Origin of the sequence: Flavobacterium sp. S87F.05.LMB.W.Kidney.N (assembly GCF_004366435.1) — a bacterium.
Taxonomy (GTDB): domain Bacteria; phylum Bacteroidota; class Bacteroidia; order Flavobacteriales; family Flavobacteriaceae; genus Flavobacterium.
This window is the reverse complement of record NZ_SODX01000002.1, coordinates 227630-245836: the sequence shown is the minus strand read 5'-3', so window position 1 is coordinate 245836 and position 18207 is coordinate 227630. Positions and strand designations below refer to the sequence as shown.

Annotated in this window: 15 protein-coding genes; 5 read left to right on the top strand and 10 right to left on the bottom strand. The window is 33.5% G+C overall.

Going from position 1 to position 18207, the window contains the following annotated elements:
* Positions 1 to 3 precede the first annotated feature (3 nt).
* Positions 4 to 369, bottom strand: coding sequence for a hypothetical protein (locus EDB96_RS06925; RefSeq protein WP_057116763.1), 366 nt, complete (start codon positions 367 to 369; stop codon positions 4 to 6).
* A gap of 1049 nt (positions 370 to 1418) precedes the next feature.
* Between EDB96_RS06925 and EDB96_RS06920 the strand changes: the two genes are divergently transcribed.
* A complete protein-coding gene (locus EDB96_RS06920) occupies positions 1419 to 1598 on the top strand; it encodes a hypothetical protein (protein WP_057116765.1) in 180 nt (59 codons plus the stop codon).
* A gap of 61 nt (positions 1599 to 1659) precedes the next feature.
* Positions 1660 to 3366: a tetratricopeptide repeat-containing sensor histidine kinase gene (locus tag EDB96_RS06915; RefSeq protein ID WP_057116766.1), complete on the top strand. Its 1707-nt coding sequence runs from the start codon at positions 1660 to 1662 to the stop codon at positions 3364 to 3366.
* A gap of 103 nt (positions 3367 to 3469) precedes the next feature.
* Here EDB96_RS06915 and EDB96_RS06910 read toward each other — a convergent pair whose 3' ends face one another.
* From EDB96_RS06910 to EDB96_RS06890, 5 genes are all read right to left on the bottom strand, one after another.
* On the bottom strand, positions 3470 to 4921 hold the full coding sequence (locus tag EDB96_RS06910) for a TolC family protein (RefSeq protein ID WP_057116767.1): 1452 nt from the start codon (positions 4919 to 4921) through the stop codon (positions 3470 to 3472).
* Positions 4914 to 8081 carry an efflux RND transporter permease subunit gene (locus EDB96_RS06905; protein ID WP_057116768.1) on the bottom strand — a complete coding sequence of 1056 codons (3168 nt, stop codon included), beginning with the start codon at positions 8079 to 8081 and terminating at the stop codon, positions 4914 to 4916. Before EDB96_RS06905 ends, EDB96_RS06910 begins: the two co-directional genes overlap by 8 nt.
* A gap of 106 nt (positions 8082 to 8187) precedes the next feature.
* Positions 8188 to 9270 (bottom strand): efflux RND transporter periplasmic adaptor subunit, encoded by a 1083-nt coding sequence (locus tag EDB96_RS06900; protein WP_057116769.1) that lies wholly within the window; start codon positions 9268 to 9270, stop codon positions 8188 to 8190.
* A gap of 178 nt (positions 9271 to 9448) precedes the next feature.
* On the bottom strand, positions 9449 to 9832 hold the full coding sequence (locus EDB96_RS06895) for a hypothetical protein (protein WP_134139873.1): 384 nt from the start codon (positions 9830 to 9832) through the stop codon (positions 9449 to 9451).
* Positions 9833 to 9987: 155 nt separating this feature from the next.
* Positions 9988 to 10392 carry a GNAT family N-acetyltransferase gene (locus tag EDB96_RS06890; protein WP_134139871.1) on the bottom strand — a complete coding sequence of 135 codons (405 nt, stop codon included), beginning with the start codon at positions 10390 to 10392 and terminating at the stop codon, positions 9988 to 9990.
* Positions 10393 to 10567: 175 nt separating this feature from the next.
* Between EDB96_RS06890 and EDB96_RS06885 the strand changes: the two genes are divergently transcribed.
* Entirely contained in the window at positions 10568 to 11131 is a 564-nt protein-coding gene (locus tag EDB96_RS06885; RefSeq protein WP_057116771.1) for an outer membrane beta-barrel protein, read from the top strand.
* Between the two features lie 33 nt (positions 11132 to 11164).
* Here EDB96_RS06885 and EDB96_RS06880 read toward each other — a convergent pair whose 3' ends face one another.
* The 4 genes from EDB96_RS06880 to EDB96_RS06865 form a co-directional block, all read right to left on the bottom strand.
* Positions 11165 to 11779 (bottom strand): tetratricopeptide repeat protein, encoded by a 615-nt coding sequence (locus EDB96_RS06880; RefSeq protein ID WP_134139870.1) that lies wholly within the window; start codon positions 11777 to 11779, stop codon positions 11165 to 11167.
* A gap of 155 nt (positions 11780 to 11934) precedes the next feature.
* Positions 11935 to 13812 carry a M1 family metallopeptidase gene (locus tag EDB96_RS06875; protein ID WP_134139868.1) on the bottom strand — a complete coding sequence of 626 codons (1878 nt, stop codon included), beginning with the start codon at positions 13810 to 13812 and terminating at the stop codon, positions 11935 to 11937.
* A 279-nt stretch (positions 13813 to 14091) separates the two neighbouring features.
* Positions 14092 to 15672, bottom strand: a complete 1581-nt coding sequence (locus EDB96_RS06870) for an NADP-dependent glyceraldehyde-3-phosphate dehydrogenase (protein ID WP_134139867.1) — start codon at positions 15670 to 15672, stop codon at positions 14092 to 14094.
* 74 nt (positions 15673 to 15746) lie between these two features.
* Positions 15747 to 16058, bottom strand: a complete 312-nt coding sequence (locus EDB96_RS06865; RefSeq protein ID WP_057116775.1) for a rhodanese-like domain-containing protein — start codon at positions 16056 to 16058, stop codon at positions 15747 to 15749.
* Positions 16059 to 16433: 375 nt separating this feature from the next.
* On the opposite strand from EDB96_RS06865, the gene EDB96_RS06860 reads away from it, so the two are divergent.
* Positions 16434 to 17075 carry a Crp/Fnr family transcriptional regulator gene (locus EDB96_RS06860; protein WP_134139865.1) on the top strand — a complete coding sequence of 214 codons (642 nt, stop codon included), beginning with the start codon at positions 16434 to 16436 and terminating at the stop codon, positions 17073 to 17075.
* Between the two features lie 314 nt (positions 17076 to 17389).
* Positions 17390 to 18181 (top strand): sulfite exporter TauE/SafE family protein, encoded by a 792-nt coding sequence (locus EDB96_RS06855; protein ID WP_134139864.1) that lies wholly within the window; start codon positions 17390 to 17392, stop codon positions 18179 to 18181.
* Positions 18182 to 18207 lie beyond the last annotated feature (26 nt).

Here is an 18207-nt window from a genome sequence, read left to right as displayed (position 1 = left end):
TAATCAACGCAATCTATATTTATAATTTTGTTTTAAGATTCCGATATGAATCTTACCATTCTGTTTTAAGTGAGCCGTTACAAGAATATATTTTTCCTCAGGGTAATTTATATCATAGCTAAAGGTTGTGTCTTTTACTTTTATTTGAAGCAGATGTTTTCCATCATCAGATACTGATAATGACGCTGTCTCATAAGTAGGCATTGCATCTGATGCTTTTAAAGTGATGTCTTTAACTTTCTGCTTATCAAGAAGTACTTCCAGCTTTAAGTTATCAAGTTTCATATTTGTGGGCTGTTCAAACGAGACAACATATTTTTTACAACCGAATGTGCAAAAAACAATTAATAGTATAAGAAGCTTTTTCATAAAAGATATTTTTTAAATGATAATTACTAGAATTAAATCTAATGTAATGTTTTATAAATATAAATAATTTTATCACAATTCAGTTATAAGAAAAAGGCAAGTTTAAGTGTCTCAAAAATTCATAATTGACGACTAAAAAAGTCAAGAAAAAAAACATGATTTTGAGCAAAAAAAATCGTTATTTTATTGATAATCATTAGGTTTATCGGTATTTTTTTCTTATCTTTAAGCTATAAATAACAGATAATATATGCCAAAAAACAAACTTTTTCAACGCCTTAATTATTCCCTTAAAAATTATTTTTTTTATCTCTTTTCGCATTTTATTTTTAAAAATGCTTTCCAACTTCATTTAGAAATTTTGTTTTCTAATCTTTTTTCTGCACCAAGCATAAAAGTGCAGAATATACCGAAGCGACCGCTTCACTTTCTTTCTTAATTATTTTAGAATTGACAATTTAAAAGATTTCCTCTTTAGGATATTCTTTCGACTCCTCATTTTCATTTCCCAAAAACCAAACGTAATTCTATGATTTATTTCTTGTTTTGCAACGATTTTACTTGTTCAACTATCAATCTCAATTTATTGATTTCTTCAATACTCTATTTTCTATCTTTTTTTAATCATTCAAGGCAACTTTTTCAGGACTTTTTGCATCTATTATAATATAGGTCAGATTGGTTTTATATTGAAATAACATGTTCTAACGAACCTAAATTACTATGCCTTGTATTTTGATTTAAGGAATTCTCGGGAATCTCTGGGAAATGCGGGAATTCTGGGAATACCTTATCTACAGTGGCCTACAAACGCCTTTACTTTGCCATAGAAATTAGTTCAAGTTTTGTCTGCAGACTAAAACAAATGTATAAACTAGTTCTAATTAGCAGTGTGGAAAAACCGTAAGATCGAGTCTATTCGGGAAGTATAAATAACATCTTACAGTCCTACACGCTCTACTTCCCAAAATCAATTTGGTATTGTCATAAATAGACTCTGGATAATTCTGGACAGCAATACCTATGTCTAATTTCTAAATTAAATTAAAATGAAAAAACTAATACTGTTTATCGCTTTTGCGTTAATATTCACGATATTTTCTTGTACTCCTGATGAATACGAGACTCAAACAGAAAAGAAAATTGAAAAGGTTACTAAACCTTTACAAGCTGGTGATGCAGATCCTGATGGTCCTGGTGAAGTACCTAGACCTCCAGTAAAGCCATAAGCTTAATAAATTATATTTTTAGTGTCTAATTTATTACTATTTTCGGGGAAAGTAAATTTATATGTTACGGTCCCCGTTTTTTTATTTTGTTATCTTCCTTTCTTTTTTTTCTTGTAAAGAAAAAAAGCCTGCCAACCCTAACACTGAATCGGTACGGAAAGAGGCACTTCGTTTAAGAGATAAGGCAGATGAGGATTATCAAAAACAAAACTTCAACACCGCTTTTTATGATTTTAATAAATCAAAATTACTTTTTGAAACTTTAAAAGACAGCGCCAATATCTCATTTATACTTATTCAAATGGCTGCTATTCAGCAAATCAATGGTGACTATTATGGCAGTAAAGAAACAGTAACAGAGGCATTACCTTATGCTATAAAAAATAAAAACCATGTAAGCTGCATAAATAATACATTGGGGATCGCAGACAAAGAACTTTCTCTATATGATGATGCCATTTTTTACTATAAAGAATCAATAAAAGATTCTAAAGATATGGAGGAAAAACTAATCCCACTAAATAATATTGCAGCACTTTATATACACCAAAAAAAATATGATAAAGCAATTAATCTTCTAGAATCAATTTTAGAAAAACTTTTAGAGAATAAATCTGAAGGATATCTAAAAGGCAGGATGCAAGACAATTTAGGATATGCTTATTCAAAAAAAGGATTGGATGAAAAAGGACTTCGTTTAATGAATGAAGGTCTCCATCTAAAAAACGAAATTAAAGATACTTACGGAAGCATTGAAAGTTATCTACATCTTGCGGATTACTATTCTAAAAAAGACCTTCAAAAATCAGATGAAAATGCTCTTGCTGCTTACAATATTGCCACAAAACTAAACAGCGTTGACGAAAGACTCGAAGCGCTTCAAATTCTAATTTCAAATAATCATAGTTCTCAAGATACTAAATATGTGCAAAAATATTTTACACTAAACGACAGTATTATTAAGATTAGAAATAACTTTAAAAATAAGTTTGCTAAAATTAAATACGATTCTAAAAAAGAAAAAGATGAAAACGAAAAACTTCGTTTAGAAAAAGCAGAAAACTTATTATTTCTTCAAAGAGCCAAATACATGCGAATTGTATTTGTTATCGTTTTTGTTTTTTTACTGATTTTAATAGCAATTTTAATTCGTTATTATAAAAATAAAAACAAGGCTATAGAATTTAAAACTTCATACAATACCGAAACTAGAATTGCCAAAAAAATCCACGACGAATTGGCAAATGATGTATTTCATGTAATTGCTTTTGCCGAATCTCAACCCTTATCTCAAGAAAATACTAAAGAAAATCTATTACAAAAACTAGATGATATCTACGGGCGCGTGAGAGGAATTTCAAAAGAAAACAATAAAATTGATACCGGGGTAGATTTTACCAGAAGTATAAAAGAAATGCTTTCTACTTATAATACCAGAGAAAGGAATATCATGGTTACTAATTTAGAAAGTGTAAACTGGGAAACTATAGATGATGTAAAAAAGATCGCTATCAGCCGAATTTTACAGGAATTGATGGTCAATATGAAAAAACACAGTGAGGCAAACCTTGTGGTAATAAAATTTGACAGTGACCCAAAATCAGTCTTAATAAACTATACCGATAATGGTAAAGGCTGTGAAAAAACTAAGATGATAAAAAATGGTCTCCAAAACATGGAAAGCCGCATTCAGGCTGTTAAAGGAACTATAGATTTTGATACAGAACCGGGTAAAGGTTTTAAAGCAAAGATTTCAATGCCAAAATAAATTAAAATTAGAAATGTAAATAGATTCAAATTTAATTTAAAGAAAAAGGCCTTTCAGAATTTTACTTCCAAAAGGCCTTTTTTCTACAAATTAATTGGCAATATTATTTCCAACCGCCGCCTAAGTCTCTATAAACATGGACAGCAGCATTCAATTGTTCTTTTTTAGTATCAACCAATTCTAGTTTTGCTTCTAATGCATCTCTTTGTGTCATCAAAACTTCGAAATAATCAACTCTTGCAGATTTAAATAAATCGTTAGAAACGTCAATAGAAGTATTTAAAGCTTCTACTTGTTTCGATTTAAGATCATATCCTTTTTGAAGATTATCAATTTTAGACAATTGATTTGAAACTTCTAAATAAGCGTTTAAAACAGTACGATCGTAATTATATAATGCTTGAAGTTGTCTTGCATTTGCACTTGCAAACTCCGCTTTAATTGCATTTCTATTAATCAATGGTGCAACAAGATCTCCCGCTAAAGAATATAAAAGAGATTCGGGCATTGTAAGCAAATAAGATGGTTTAAAAGCTTGTACACCTATTGCAGCAGAAATATCCAAAGATGGATAAAACTCAGCACGCGCTACTTTTACATCTAATTTTGCAGCTACTAACTCCAATTCTGCTTGTTTCACATCTGGGCGATTAGCTAATAATTGAGATGGAATTCCAGAACTTACAGCAGCTGGAAGCAAACTTAAGAAATTAGTATTGCTTGTTCTTTTAATCTCCTGTGGATATCTTCCCAATAAAAAGTTGATTTTGTTTTCAGCTTCTTTTATCTGCTGCAAAATATCAAACTCCATACTCTGTGAAGTTAAAACCTCTGCTTCAAACTTCTTAACTCCTAGTTCTGTTGCTCTTGCAGCCTGCTTCTGAACTTTTACAATTTCTAAAGCGTTAGTCTGCAATTTGATCGTTTGTTTTACAATATCCAACTGATTGTCTAAAGCTATTAATTCATAATAAGAATCTGCAACTTCTGCAATAAGGTTTGTAATAACAAAGTTTCTACCTTCAACAGTAGCTAAATATCTGTTTAAAGCTGCTTTTTTAGAATTACGAAGTTTTTTCCAGATATCTACTTCCCAATTTGCATAAGCAGAAATCGTAAAATCTCCCAGCGGATCTGGTGTTTCTACACCTGGTTTAATTTCTGTTGTAGCATCACCGGCACCCTGGCTGGTATATCTACCTACTTTTTCTATTCCAGCGCCGGCGCGAACACCAACTGTTGGTAATAAAAGTCCTTTTCTTACTCGAATGTCATTCTTAGCAATTTCAATTTCTTGTAAAGTGATATTCAGCTCCTGATTATTTTTCAGGGCAATATCAATTAAATCAATAAGATTTTGATCTTTAAAGTAATCTTTCCAATTTAACGCTGCCGTATTATTGTTTGCATCCTGAGCTTGAGCCGTTGTACCAAATGACTCAGGAACTGGTGTGCTTGTGGTAATTGCTGCCTCAGGTGCAGGGGCTTTACACCCTGCAACCGTAAGACATATTCCTAATGCAATACCATATTGATATGATTTGAATTTATACATGATTGTTATCAATTTCTTCTGTTAATGGATTTTCTTCTTCATGTTTTACTAGTTTGTGTTTCTCAGCAATCTTAGCGAATATGAAATACAATCCAGGAATCACGAATACACCACAAATAGTTCCTATAAGCATACCTCCTGCAGCTGCTGTACCAATAGTTCTGTTACCAATTTTACCTGGACCAGTTGCAAAAGCAAGCGGTAATAAACCTGCAATAAAGGCAAACGAAGTCATCAAGATTGGACGGAACCTTGCTTTAGCTCCTTCCATTGATGCTTGTAAAACTGATAATCCTGCTGCGTGTCGCTGAATCGCAAACTCTACAATTAATACCGCATTTTTACCCAATAAACCAATAAGCATTACCATTGCAACCTGAGCATAAATGTTGTTTTCTAATCCTGTTAATTTTAACAGAAGGAAAGCTCCAAAAATACCCGCTGGCAAAGAAAGAATTACCGATAATGGAAGGATAAAACTTTCGTATTGAGCAGCTAATACTAAGTAAACGAATCCTAAACAGATCAAGAATACCCAAATTGCCTGATTTCCCTGAGCTACCTCATCGGCAGAAATACCTGCCCAGTCAATGTCATATCCTCTTGGTAATTTTTCGGCCGCAATTTTCTGAATAACTTTAATCGCTGTACCAGAACTATAACCCGCAGCTGGTGAACCACTGATTTGTGTTGAGGTATACATATTATGACGTGTAATTTCAGAAAGACCATACACTTTTTCTAGTTTCATAAAAGCAGAAAAAGGTACCATTTCATCACGATCATTTTTTACATACAATTTTAAGATATCATCTGGCTGTGCACGATATTCTGGCGAAGCCTGAACGATTACTTTATAGTTGATACCAAATTTGATAAAACTGATTTCGTAGTTACTTCCCACAAGAGTTGACAAAGTATTCATGGCATTTTCGATAGAAACACCTTTTTGCTGTGCCAAGTCATTATCGACTTTCATCATGTATTGAGGGAAGCTAGAACTGTAAAAGCTAAATACGTTTGATAATTCCGGTTGTTTATTCAATTCAGCAACAAAATCGTTATTTACTTGTTCCATTCTCTTATAATCAACAGAACCTGTTTTATCTAACAAACGAAGCTCAAACCCTCCGGCAGCACCATATCCTGGTACAGCAGGCGGTTGGAAAAATTCGATATTCGCTCCTGTAATATCTTTACATTTTTCCTCCATTTCATGCATAATCTCAACAACAGATTCTTTTCTGTCACTCCAGTCTTTCAAGTTAACCAAACAAGTTCCAGAGTTGGCCCCTGTACCTTCAGACAAAATCTCATAACCTGCTAAAGAAGAAACAGATTTTACTCCATCAATATCTTCGGCAATTTTTTGAACTCTCTCTGCAATATTATTAGTTCTTTCTAAAGACGAACCTGGAGGAGTCTGAATTACGGCATAAAACATTCCCTGATCCTCATTCGGAATAAATCCTGAAGGAACAGAACTGCTTATCAACCATGTTCCAGCACAGAAACCTAAAAGTGCCACAATAGTAACCACTCTTCTGTCAACAATTTTACCTAATAGATTTTGATATTTACCTTGCGCTAAATTGAATTTATCGTTAAACGCATCTATAAATCTATTTGCAGGGGTTTTCTTTTTAGGCTGACCATGATTGTTTTTTAACATCATCGCACAAAGTGCCGGTGTCAATGTCAAAGCCACAATACCAGAAAGGATAATTGCAGTTGCCATAGTTACAGAGAACTGTCTGTAAAATACTCCAACAGGACCAGACATAAAAGCAACAGGAATGAATACCGCAGCCATTAAGAATGTAATTGCGATAATTGCTCCTGCAATCTCGTGCATGGCTTTTTTGGTTGCTTTAAATGGAGAAAGATGTTCTTCTTCCATTTTGGCGTGAACGGCCTCGATAACTACAATCGCATCATCGACGACGACTCCAATTGCCAATACCAAAGCAAATAATGTAATCAAGTTCAACGAAATATCGAAGAATGTCATGAACACAAAGGTTCCTACCAAAGATACTGGTACCGCAATTGCAGGAATAACTGTCGAACGCCAGTCTCCTAAGAAAAGGAAAACTACCAAACCTACCAGAATAAATGCTTCAACCAAAGTATGGATTACTTTTTCGATAGAAGCATCAAGGAATTTAGAAACGTCATACGAAATTTCATAATCCATTCCTTTAGGAAATCTTTGCTTGATTTTTTCCAGTTTAGCTTTAACTTCTTCAATAACCTGATTCGCGTTACTTCCAAAAGATTGTTTCAATACAATAGCCGCAGATGGTCTTCCATTCAAATTAGAATAGATATCGTACATCGAGCTTCCAAATTCTACTTTAGCAACATCTTTTAATCTCAAAAGCTCTCCGTTTGGATTTGCTTTTACTACAATGTTCTCGTATTGCTCTTTTGTTGTAAAACGTCCAGAATATTTCAATACATATTCAAATGCCTGAGAACGTTTACCAGAGCTTTCCCCCGTTTTACCTGGGGAAGCCTCCAAACTCTGACTGGATAATGCTTCCATTACCTCATCAGCAGAAATTTTATAAGCCAGCATACGGTCTGGTTTCAACCAGATACGCATTGCATATTCACGTGTTCCTAAGATATCTCCAGAACCAATACCATTTACCCTTTTCAATTCTGAAAGAACGTTGATATCGGCATAGTTATACAAGAACTTCATGTCGGTATTTTTGTCTGTACTGTAAAGGTTCACGTACATCAACATACTTGGTACTTCTCGTGTAATTTTGATACCTTCTCTAATTACTAATGGAGGTAATTTATTAGTAACCGAAGCCACACGGTTCTGAACGTTAATAGCTGCCTGATTCGGATCTGTTCCTAAGTTAAACACCACTTTAATTGTAGCTTCACCATCATTTCCTGCGTCAGAAGCCATATATTTCATTCCTGGAACTCCATTTAAGGCTCTTTCTAAAGGAATAACAACAGCTTTTACCATCAATTCACCGTTAGATCCCGGGTAATCTGCGGTAACGTTCACCATTGGCGGTGAAATGGTAGGGAATTGTGTAATTGGTAAATTCAATACAGACAAAATCCCTAAAAAGACAATTATCAACGATATCACTATCGACAATACTGGTCTTTGAATAAATTTATTAAACATTTTTATTTTTTTTAATGATTAAACTAAAAGGAAATCAATAAGTTACTTGCAAATTTTAGTACTTTCAAAATAAACTGAATACTTAAAACTGCGACTGAACACTAATTTACTCTGCTTTTAAGCGCAGGTTATTGATAACCTTTTTAGGAGATTCAAATTCGTATTTAATTTTATCATTCTCTTTTACTTTCTGAACACCTTCAAGTAAAATTTTATCATTTTCATTAAGTCCGCTTTTAATCACATATAAATCAGGGATTTCACCTGTAATAGTGATTTCTCTAGAGCTTACCTTATCATTTTTATCCACAACAAAAACATATTTTTTATCCTGAATTTCGTAAGTCGCTTTTTGCGGAATTACAATTGCATTTTTAAGAGGAACCAGCATTTGTACTTGTCCTGTTTCACCGTTTCTAAGTAATTTACCAGAATTTGGGAATCTTGCTCTAAAAGCAATATTTCCTGTTTCATTGTTAAACTCACTTTCGATAACTTCAACATTTCCTTTTTCTTTAAAAATGTCTCCGTTAGCCAAAACTAAATTCACTTTATTATCTGCACGATCTTTTACATTTGTTTCATAGCTGATATATTCTGGCTCAGAAACGTTGAAATAAGCAAACATCTGACTGTTGTCTGAAAGACTTGTCAGCAATTCGCCTTCATCAATTAAACTTCCTAATTTTAATGGAATTCTATCGATTGTTCCATCAAATGGAGCTCTGATTTCTGTAAATGATAAATGAAGTTTTGCAAGAGCAACTTCAGCTTTTGCAGACTGCAATTTTGCCTGAGCTACACTTAATTCGTTTTTAGAAACGATATTTTTATCTGCCAATAGTTTTGAATTTTGTAATTCAATTTCTACTGATTTTTGTTCTGCCTGAGCTTTAAGCAATTCAGACTGATACATGTTTGGCATAATTTTAAACAACAGCTGTCCTTTTTTTACAAACTGTCCTTCATCAACATAAATGTTTTGTAAAAACCCTTTTTCCTGGGCGCGGATTTCAATGTTTCGTACAGATTTGATCTGCGAAACATATTCTTTTGTAAATGAAGTGTCAAGTTTTACGGGATTAGTTACTGTAAACTTTTCCGCTTCTTCTTTTTCTTCTTTTTTTGCTGTACAACTGGTTAAGCACACCGCGGCCATAAAGCCCGCGAACAAGATGATTCTTTTCATGATTTTTAAATGGAAATTAAGCGATTGAATGCTTGGAATACAAGATTCCTTAAAGATGGATAAAACATCAGTAAGCCTTGGTCTGACCTTAATTGTCATATAAGCGGAAGTAAGAGAAAAATATACAGCAGCAAGATATGCAGGATCGCAACTTAGGCAACCAATGTATATTTTAAAATCAAATTCTTAATACTCTCTGAGTAATATATATAGGATTTGAATGCCCTAAGTTAGGCGTAGAAATTTTTAAACGATTGGAATCATTTGCAGCAGATTGATCTGACAAAGCCAGATACAAGTCGTCTACTAAACTGTAAGACGATGCAAAAAATTTATTCGTAAGTCCATCAACATCATCATTTCCTAGAAATTCCTCTTCAATATCAATATCTGCGGCATCTTCAATAGTTGAAGATCCACGATCTTGATTAGTGAATTTAACTCGGTGTTTCTTTTCAAGATTATGGTGCTGAGGTAAGCCAAAAGTATTAGCATTAAGATATTGGCCTCCGCCGAACAGAAGCATATTCATGAATACTAAAAATACTATTAACTTTCTCATTTGGGTGCGAAAGTAATAAAAGATTGGAATAAAAAAAATAAAATAAGAAAGTCTTAACATGTAATCGTAAACGAAAACGTTTTCACTTTAAAATAAAATCAAAATGGACATATTTAGACAACAAAAACACAGTCAAAACACTACAAACCAATCACTTAAAAGACGATCTGCATAATTACAAATTCCTGTCCTGCCTTTGTGAAAAGCTCTCCAGTATCAACCATACCGAATTTTTCATAAAATTGTTTTTTTTCTGCCCTTGCATTGCACCAAACTTTTTTTATTTCCTTTTCTCTCGCTGCCGTAAAAATGTGGTTCAATAATGCCGATGCAATTCCTCTGCCTTGATATTCGGCTAAAGTGGCTAATTTTCGAAACTGCATCTCTTCTCCCGTAATAAAACAAGACACTATTGAAAGTAATTTATCATTCTCGTAAGCACCATAATGCAATCCTAAATTATCTTCTTCGAGCTGCACAAATTCAAAAGGCTGGTCTGGCCACATCACCTCATGTCTGATCTGCCACGTATCGAATGCATTTATTGTTTTAATTTCCATTTTAGTCCATTAGAAGTTGACCAAAAGTAATGCATTTTATCATGAATTTGAAAAATCAAAAAAGAGATGAATGTTAATATTCTTTCAAAAATTAAACAAAAATAAACCAGACAAATCGTTCAATTTAAATCAATTATCATTATTTTTATAGTACCAACATCAAATATCTTCCGTTATGAAAAATTTCTTTTTAGCTGCTTTTTTATGTATTTGTGTCAACGGATTTGCGCAATTAATACAAATCGGACCTCAGATTTCAACTAATATAACTTCTGTAAATGCAAAAAATTTTAGTTCAGATCACACCAACACAGGAATTGGTTTTGCTGCATTTGCCCGAGTAAATCTTTTACTTTTTTATGGTCAGGGCGAATTTGGTTATTCGAAATCAAATTTCAGTGTTTATCAAGATGGCATTGGTGAAACCGAATTTAAACTAGCTGGGACAGACGCTTCGTTAATTGCCGGGTACAAGCTTGTACCACTGGGTAAAGTTGGAAATGTGAGGCTTTTTGTTGGGTATAACTGGAAAAATTATTCGGATATTAGTAAAAATAATAACCTCAATTCTATAGCATTAGAAAAGAACAATCATAGTATAATTGGCGGAGTTGGAGTTGATGTATGGAAATTGACTTTTGACGTACGATATCTTGCTGGCTTAACAGATATCGATTCTTCTGATGGTGAAATTAAAACAGGAATTACAAATTTTTCGCTTGGCTTTAAATTCTTGTAAAAAATAAAAGGGAATCAATTGATTCCCTTTCTATTATATCTTAACGTAGTAACTTTCCAAGTTATCCTCATTTATCTTTTCGATACCTTCTTCTGTTTTAACAGCTACGTTGATTACATGCAATACATTTGATTTTTCGTTAATACTGCAATTCCAAATCGTTCCGTCTGAAAGTATGATTTCTGAATATAATGATACGGTATTCTTCTGATCATTATAAACTAAATTCTCAGTTTTTAGAATTTTCTTTTGTTTGGTTTTTCTATCAATTTCGAAAAACAAAATTTCATTTTCATTAATTTCAAGAAATTCATCAAAATCAGTCTGATTATCGAAACCAGCAGATGTAGTTGCCCAAACTGGATGACTTCCAGTTTTCTTCCAAGTTCCTATTGCATGGTCTAAGATATTTTTTCTTAAAACATCACGTAAGGTGTCCACTTTTTTAATAGCTTCTTCCGCTATTTCATTGTCAGGTTTAATTTTTGCGACTAAAGAAAATAAATCAATAGCTTTTGCAAAATCAGCTTTTTTATAATACGAAAGGGCTAATTCGTATTTATTCTTTTGAAATGTGGTTTTTTGATCATTCTGCCCGAAAAACTGACAAGTCTTCAACAAAACAATTAGAATAAAGGTCTTTTTCATTAAATTAGTAGGTTTATTTTTTGCAAACCTAATTTATTTTAAAGAAACTTTCTTACACTTTCTGTTTTTTTTTCATTGTCTTAAATAATTCAATAATAAAAAACGCCTCTTTTCTATTGAAAAGAGGCGTTGTAATATATTTAAAAAACGTTTAATTATTTGATCTGCAAAATGTTATTTTCTGGAGTTGCATCCATAAAAATACCTCCGTCAAGTTGTACCTGCTTAATTTTTTTTGTACTTTTTAAAATAATTTTAGCTGTTTTTTGATTCTTTTCCCAAACTGAAGGAGTCTGATGCAATACTGCTTTTGAATTATCCGCATAAGTAATAATTGCATCAAAAGGAATAGCAAAACCTCCAATGTTTTCTACTGTAATTATTTTATTATCCGAAGAAATATTCTTTACTGCAATATCAAGGTAATTATTAGTGAAGAACCAATTGTTGAAGAACCAGTTTAGATTTTTCCCTGTTGCAGTATTAAATGAATTAAAATAATCCCACGGAATAGGGTGTTTTCCATTCCAAGTATCCATATAAGCGTGCAACGCCTTTTTGAACAATTCATCGCCCAGCATATCTTTTAAAGCTAAATATGAAAGTGATGCTTTTCCATAAGAGTTATTTCCGTAACCTGCTCCAGAAACTTGTGTAGACATTGAAATTATCGGCTGATCTTCTTCCGTAGATCGATCATTTATGTATCCTTTTACTCTAAAGTCCTGATAAAATTTGTCTGCTGCTTCTTTACCATGTTCTGCAATTCCAATTAAATATTCAAAAGTTGTTGCCCAGCCTTCGTCCATAAAAGCATAACGTGTTTCGTTGATCCCCATATAAAACGGGAAATATGTGTGTGCAACTTCATGATCTTGTACCAATTGTGCAAAAACAGGATCTCCCATTTGCGAATCGTTACACATCATTGGGTATTCCATATCTGCGAAACCTTGAAAGGCTGTCATTTTAGAAAACGGATATGGAACTCCAGGCCAGTTATTTGAAAACCAATCTAAAGCATATTGATTGTTTTTTACTGAATTTACGAAATCTGTTCCTTTAATATCGTAAGCTGCCTGAACACTTGCGCGGCGATTCGTTTTTTTATCCACTACAACACTGCCGGCATCCCATAAGTAATGATCGCTTAATCCAAAAGTTACATCTGAAATATTTTTGGCTTCAAACTTCCAAACATTCCAATCGTATTGTTTGGTTACAATACCGCTTTTCATTTCTTGTTCATTGGCAATATGCAGAATTTCATCTGTCGTGTAGGATTTTTTTAATCGAGCGGCAAATTCTGGCTGTAAAACCTCATCTGGATTTAGTAAATCTCCAGTTGCGTAGACTACATAGTTTTTTGGAGCTTTTACAGAGAAAACGTAATCATTAAAATCGTTGTAAAATTCTTGGCGGTCTGTATGTGGTAACCTATCCCAGCCATTATAATCGTCATAAACCGAAACACGAGGATAGCTGTAGGCTACAAAAAATGTAGTTTCGTCAATCTGTCCTTCTCTTCCGCTTTCTTTAGACAAAGGATAATTCCATTGAATATTTAGGATGGTTTTTGAATGTGGCAAAATTGCCTTTTTCAATTTTACATTTCCAACTGTTCCCCAGTTTCTTGCATCTTCTTTGTAAACTTCATTTTCTATTTTTAATGAAGTGATAGTCAAGCCGTCGCTTAAAAAATCGTCGCTTACAGAGCTTCCGCGAGGTGCAGATGGCTTATGAAGGTTGTTTACAAAACGAATAGCCAAGTTTTTTAAAGTGTCTTTACTATTGTTCTCGTAAATAATTGTTTCTGTTCCGCTTACAATTTTAGTTTTCGGATCAACTGAAATTTCCATATTGTATTTTCCGTGATTCTGCCAATAGTTTTTTCCTGGTTTTCCGTCTTTAGAACGAGTTCCTTCTGCGTAAGCTTTTTTTATGTTTCTTGGCATATAAAGCTCTTGGGCAAAGCTGTTTTGGGCAAAAAAGACAAATGCTATTACTGCAAATTGCAATATTTTCTTTTCCATAAGTTATTCTTAGATCTTTTAAATTAATTTTTGATAACAGATTAGTGGTGTCTTTTCTGCGAATGTTACAAATTTAATTATTAATTGTTAATGGTGAAATGTTAGATGTGAGATGTGAGATTTGAGATGTTAGATGTTAGATGTGAAAAGACTGCTCTAACATCTCAAATCTCACATCTAACATCTAACATTTTACATTTTACATTTTACATTAAAAAAAAAACCGTCTATCCCTAAAAGAAACAGACGGTATCTACAATTAATATATAACCTTTATTACTACAAAATATAGTCGGTGTTAATAAAATTTGATTCTTTGCTGTTTAGCAATTCCTGCAGAATTTCATTATTATAATCGATATCTTTTGAAGCTACAAACGTACGAATTGAGAAAGAACGCAAAGCATCTGGAATACTTAATGTTCCTACAGCCGAATCTTTACGACCTGTGAATGGAAATGCATCTGGTCCTCTTTGGCAAGAACTGTTGAGGTTTACTCTGCAAACTAAATTTACCAGGGAATCAATAAGCGGTGCAAGTGTTTTTATGTCTTTACCAAACAAACTCACCTGCTGCCCGTAGTTAGATTCCGCCATATCAATTAAAGGCTCTTTAATATCTTTAAATGAAAGAACCGGCACAACTGGTCCAAATTGCTCTTCATGATACACGCGCATTTCCTTGTTCACTGGAAATAAAACCGCTGGAAAAATATAATTATCAGTATGCTTTCCTCCTTTTTCATTAATGATTTTCGCTCCTTTACTAGTTGCATCATCTATTAATCCCTGAATGTAACTTGGTTTTTCGGTTTCTGGAAGCGGTGTTAAAGAAACTCCTTTTTCCCAAGGATTTCCAAAAATTAAACTATCTACTTTTTCAGAAAAGCGTTTATTGAATTCTTCTCTAACAGATTCGTGAACATATAATACTTTTAAAGCCGTACAGCGTTGTCCGTTAAAAGATAAAGTTCCCGCAATACATTCTTGGATTGCCAAATCTAAGTCGGCATCTGGTAAAATAATCGCTGGATTTTTAGCTTCTAAACCTAAAATCAAACGTAGTCTATTTTTGTTTGGATGCTGATCTTGTAATGCAATCGCCGATTTACTATTTCCAATTAATGCCAAAACATCAATTTTTCCAGATTTCATAATTGGAGAAGCCACTTCACGTCCTCTGCCATAAACAATATTAATTACCCCTTTTGGGAAACTGCTTCTAAACGCTTCTAATAATGGTGTAATACATAAAACACCATGTTTCGCAGGTTTAAAAATCACTGTATTTCCCATGATTAAAGCTGGGATCAACAATGAAAAAGTTTCATTAAGAGGATAATTGTAAGGTCCAAGACACAATACAACTCCAAGAGGTCCGCGGCGAATCATGGCGTTTACACCCTGTACTTTTTCGAAGTGCGAACTGCGTCCATTTAATTCTTTATAACTGGCAATAGTATCGTAAATATATTCTACCGTTCTGTCGAATTCTTTTTGTGAATCTCCAAGATTTTTTCCAATTTCCCACATCAAAAGTTTAACCACTTCTTCGCGGGTTTCCTTCATTTGTTTCACAAAATTTTCCATGCACTTAATGCGATCTGCTACTTTCATAGTCGGCCATAAGCCCTGACCCATATCGTATGCATTGGTTGCAGCTTCGACAACTTCCGCCGCTTCTTTTTCTCCCATAAAAGGAATAGATCCTAATAAAGTCGGCGAATATTTTTCTGTTGAAGAAATAGTAGAAAACACAGGTGTGGTTTGCCCTGTCCATTGTTTCAATTCTCCGTTTACAAGATAAGTATCTTGATTTATCAGCGTATTAATCTGATATTCTTCTGGTATAAAACTCATAATTTGGTTTGTTTAATGGTCTGGTAATTCTATTTTCAAAAGAAAAAAGAGGCCTTTATATGCCTCTTCTTCTTTTATGGTTGTACTGTTTCGCCTTCCCAATCCAGGATTCCGCCAAGCAGATTGTAGGCATTTTCGATACCTAGTTCGTTCATGATCTGACATGCTTTTGCACTTCTAGCTCCAGAACGGCAGTATACATAGTAATTTTTATTTTTGTCTAATTCTTCGATTTCGTAAATGAACCCCTGACCCTTATTGATGTCAATGTTTAAAGCATTTTCAATATAGCCGTCATTAAATTCGTCTTCAGTTCTTACGTCAAGTATAACTGCATTTTCGTCAGCTTCTAACTGAGCAACCCAATCTTCTTGTGATAAATTCATAATAAAATGTGTTTTTGTAAAATTACGACGTTTCTATTTATAAAAAACGTACCAAATGCGATTTCGATTATTATTCTCAGAAAACGTTTTAGAGAAAGTATTATAATCAGTGATTTACAAATTTACTTACTATTTTTAAAAATTCAGTCTACAAAATCGGTAGAAAATAGGATTTTTTCATTTCCGCTAAATACATCTTAAATCTAATTTTATGACAATGAATCCCAAATCAAACTATTATCTTTGCAAACAATTACAATTTTTAATCTCTTTTTGATAAAAATTTAGAAACCAAAAGTATCATCTGTCAGTTTGAGCAGAGTCGAAAACCGCAAACATCTCGACTCCGATCGAGGTGCCAAAATTATTATAGCAATGCAAAATTCCTTAAAAACCATATTTCCCAATTTCTCCAACGAACTTATCGCTACTATAGAAGAAAACGGAAGCCTGCAGGATTTTGAAGCTGGAACAATATTAATGCGTATGGGGCAGTATATCAAAAATACCGCTTTAATAACCAAAGGAAAAATAAAGATTTATCGTCAAGGCGAAGATGGCGGCGAATTCCTAATGTATTATTTACAACCTGGCCAAGCCTGCGCCATTTCTATGATCTGCACCGCAAAAAGTGAGAAAAGCCAGATTATGGCGAAAGTTGTAGAAGACGTTTCTGTAATGATGATTCCGCTGCAGTTAATGGACAAATGGATGATGGAACACAGAAGCTGGTACGAATTTGTAATTGAAACCTATAGAAGCCGTTTTGAAGAAGTGCTGGAAGTGGTTGATAATATCGCTTTCCGTTCTATGGACGAACGTTTGGAGTTCTACCTAAAAAGACATTCTGATGCCTGCGGCTGTTCTGAAGTCAATCTTTCACACCAAGAAATCGCAACCGAATTAAATACTTCGCGTGAAGTGATTTCTCGATTATTAAAAAAAATGGAACAACGCGGTCTGGTGAAACTAAACCGAAACCAGATTGAGTTATTAAACCCTAATTTCACGAATTAACACTAATTCCAATAATTTATTTCTTAAAACGATTGTCAGTTCGAGCATCCCGAGGCTTCGGGAGAGATTGCACATCGCATTTCGACTTCACTCAATGTGACAAAATATTTTATTATTATTAAACACATAGAAACATAGCTTTAGTAATTTTAAAAAAAGGTTTTTCACTTTCATTACTGCACATAGGATTTAAAATTTATGCAGACAGAATAATCCGTGAAAATTTGTGAAATTGCGTCTTTAAAATTCCTTCTGTGATAAATGTTACTGTAGGATTCTAATTTCCGAAGCAACTTTGCATTAAAAGAAATGCAATGGAATATTTAGGCTATTTTGCTTCAATCATAATCGGAATTTCGCTTGGCTTAATTGGCGGCGGCGGTTCTATTTTGACTATTCCTATTCTCGTTTATTTATTTCAAGTAAATCCAGATCAGGCAACTTCATATTCCCTATTTATTGTCGGATTAACGGCTTTATCAGGAAGTTTCAGCCATTACAAAATGGGAAATCTCAAACTGAAATCGGCGTTTTATTTTGCAGTTCCCTCTGTAATTTCCATATTAATTATCCGCGAAGTAATTTTTCCTCAAATTGCTGCGACATTATTTTCTGTAGCCTCTTATACGGTTTCAAAAGATTTTCTGATCATGATAATCTTTTCCATATTAATGATTACGGCAGCAATTTCGATGATTAAAAAAAATCAGCCTGAAATAAAAACAACAGAAACCAATTATTTGCAGCTTAGTTTAATTGGCTTTTTAGTGGGAATCGTCACGGGATTTCTTGGCGCTGGCGGTGGATTTTTAATTATTCCTGCGCTTCTTTTCTTTGCCAACTTACCAATGAAGCAGGCAGTCGGCACTTCATTATTAATTATCACAATTAATTCATCAATAGGCTTTGCAGGCGATTTATATATCGGAACACCAATCAATTATACTTTTCTATTAAGCGTTTCGGCAATGGCTTTAATCGGAATGATTATTGGAAGCCAGCTTTCTAAAAAAATCGATGGTGCAAAACTCAAACCTCTTTTTGGATGGTTTGTACTTGTAATGGGAATTTACATTATTGCAAAAGAAGTTTGTTTTAACTTTTAAAATTTAAAACGGATTGCCAATCTGTT

Coding starts and splice junctions, on each gene's coding strand:
- EDB96_RS06885 (WP_057116771.1), top strand. CDS start 10,568: ATGAAAAATTTCTTTTTAGCTGCTTTTTTATGTATTTGTGTCAACGGA.
- EDB96_RS06875 (WP_134139868.1), bottom strand. CDS start 13,812: ATGGAAAAGAAAATATTGCAATTTGCAGTAATAGCATTTGTCTTTTTT.
- EDB96_RS06860 (WP_134139865.1), top strand. CDS start 16,434: ATGCAAAATTCCTTAAAAACCATATTTCCCAATTTCTCCAACGAACTT.
- EDB96_RS06900 (WP_057116769.1), bottom strand. CDS start 9,270: ATGAAAAGAATCATCTTGTTCGCGGGCTTTATGGCCGCGGTGTGCTTA.
- EDB96_RS06855 (WP_134139864.1), top strand. CDS start 17,390: ATGGAATATTTAGGCTATTTTGCTTCAATCATAATCGGAATTTCGCTT.
- EDB96_RS06920 (WP_057116765.1), top strand. CDS start 1,419: ATGAAAAAACTAATACTGTTTATCGCTTTTGCGTTAATATTCACGATA.
- EDB96_RS06910 (WP_057116767.1), bottom strand. CDS start 4,921: ATGTATAAATTCAAATCATATCAATATGGTATTGCATTAGGAATATGT.
- EDB96_RS06895 (WP_134139873.1), bottom strand. CDS start 9,832: ATGAGAAAGTTAATAGTATTTTTAGTATTCATGAATATGCTTCTGTTC.
- EDB96_RS06890 (WP_134139871.1), bottom strand. CDS start 10,392: ATGGAAATTAAAACAATAAATGCATTCGATACGTGGCAGATCAGACAT.
- EDB96_RS06865 (WP_057116775.1), bottom strand. CDS start 16,058: ATGAATTTATCACAAGAAGATTGGGTTGCTCAGTTAGAAGCTGACGAA.
- EDB96_RS06915 (WP_057116766.1), top strand. CDS start 1,660: ATGTTACGGTCCCCGTTTTTTTATTTTGTTATCTTCCTTTCTTTTTTT.
- EDB96_RS06905 (WP_057116768.1), bottom strand. CDS start 8,081: ATGTTTAATAAATTTATTCAAAGACCAGTATTGTCGATAGTGATATCG.
- EDB96_RS06880 (WP_134139870.1), bottom strand. CDS start 11,779: ATGAAAAAGACCTTTATTCTAATTGTTTTGTTGAAGACTTGTCAGTTT.
- EDB96_RS06925 (WP_057116763.1), bottom strand. CDS start 369: ATGAAAAAGCTTCTTATACTATTAATTGTTTTTTGCACATTCGGTTGT.
- EDB96_RS06870 (WP_134139867.1), bottom strand. CDS start 15,672: ATGAGTTTTATACCAGAAGAATATCAGATTAATACGCTGATAAATCAA.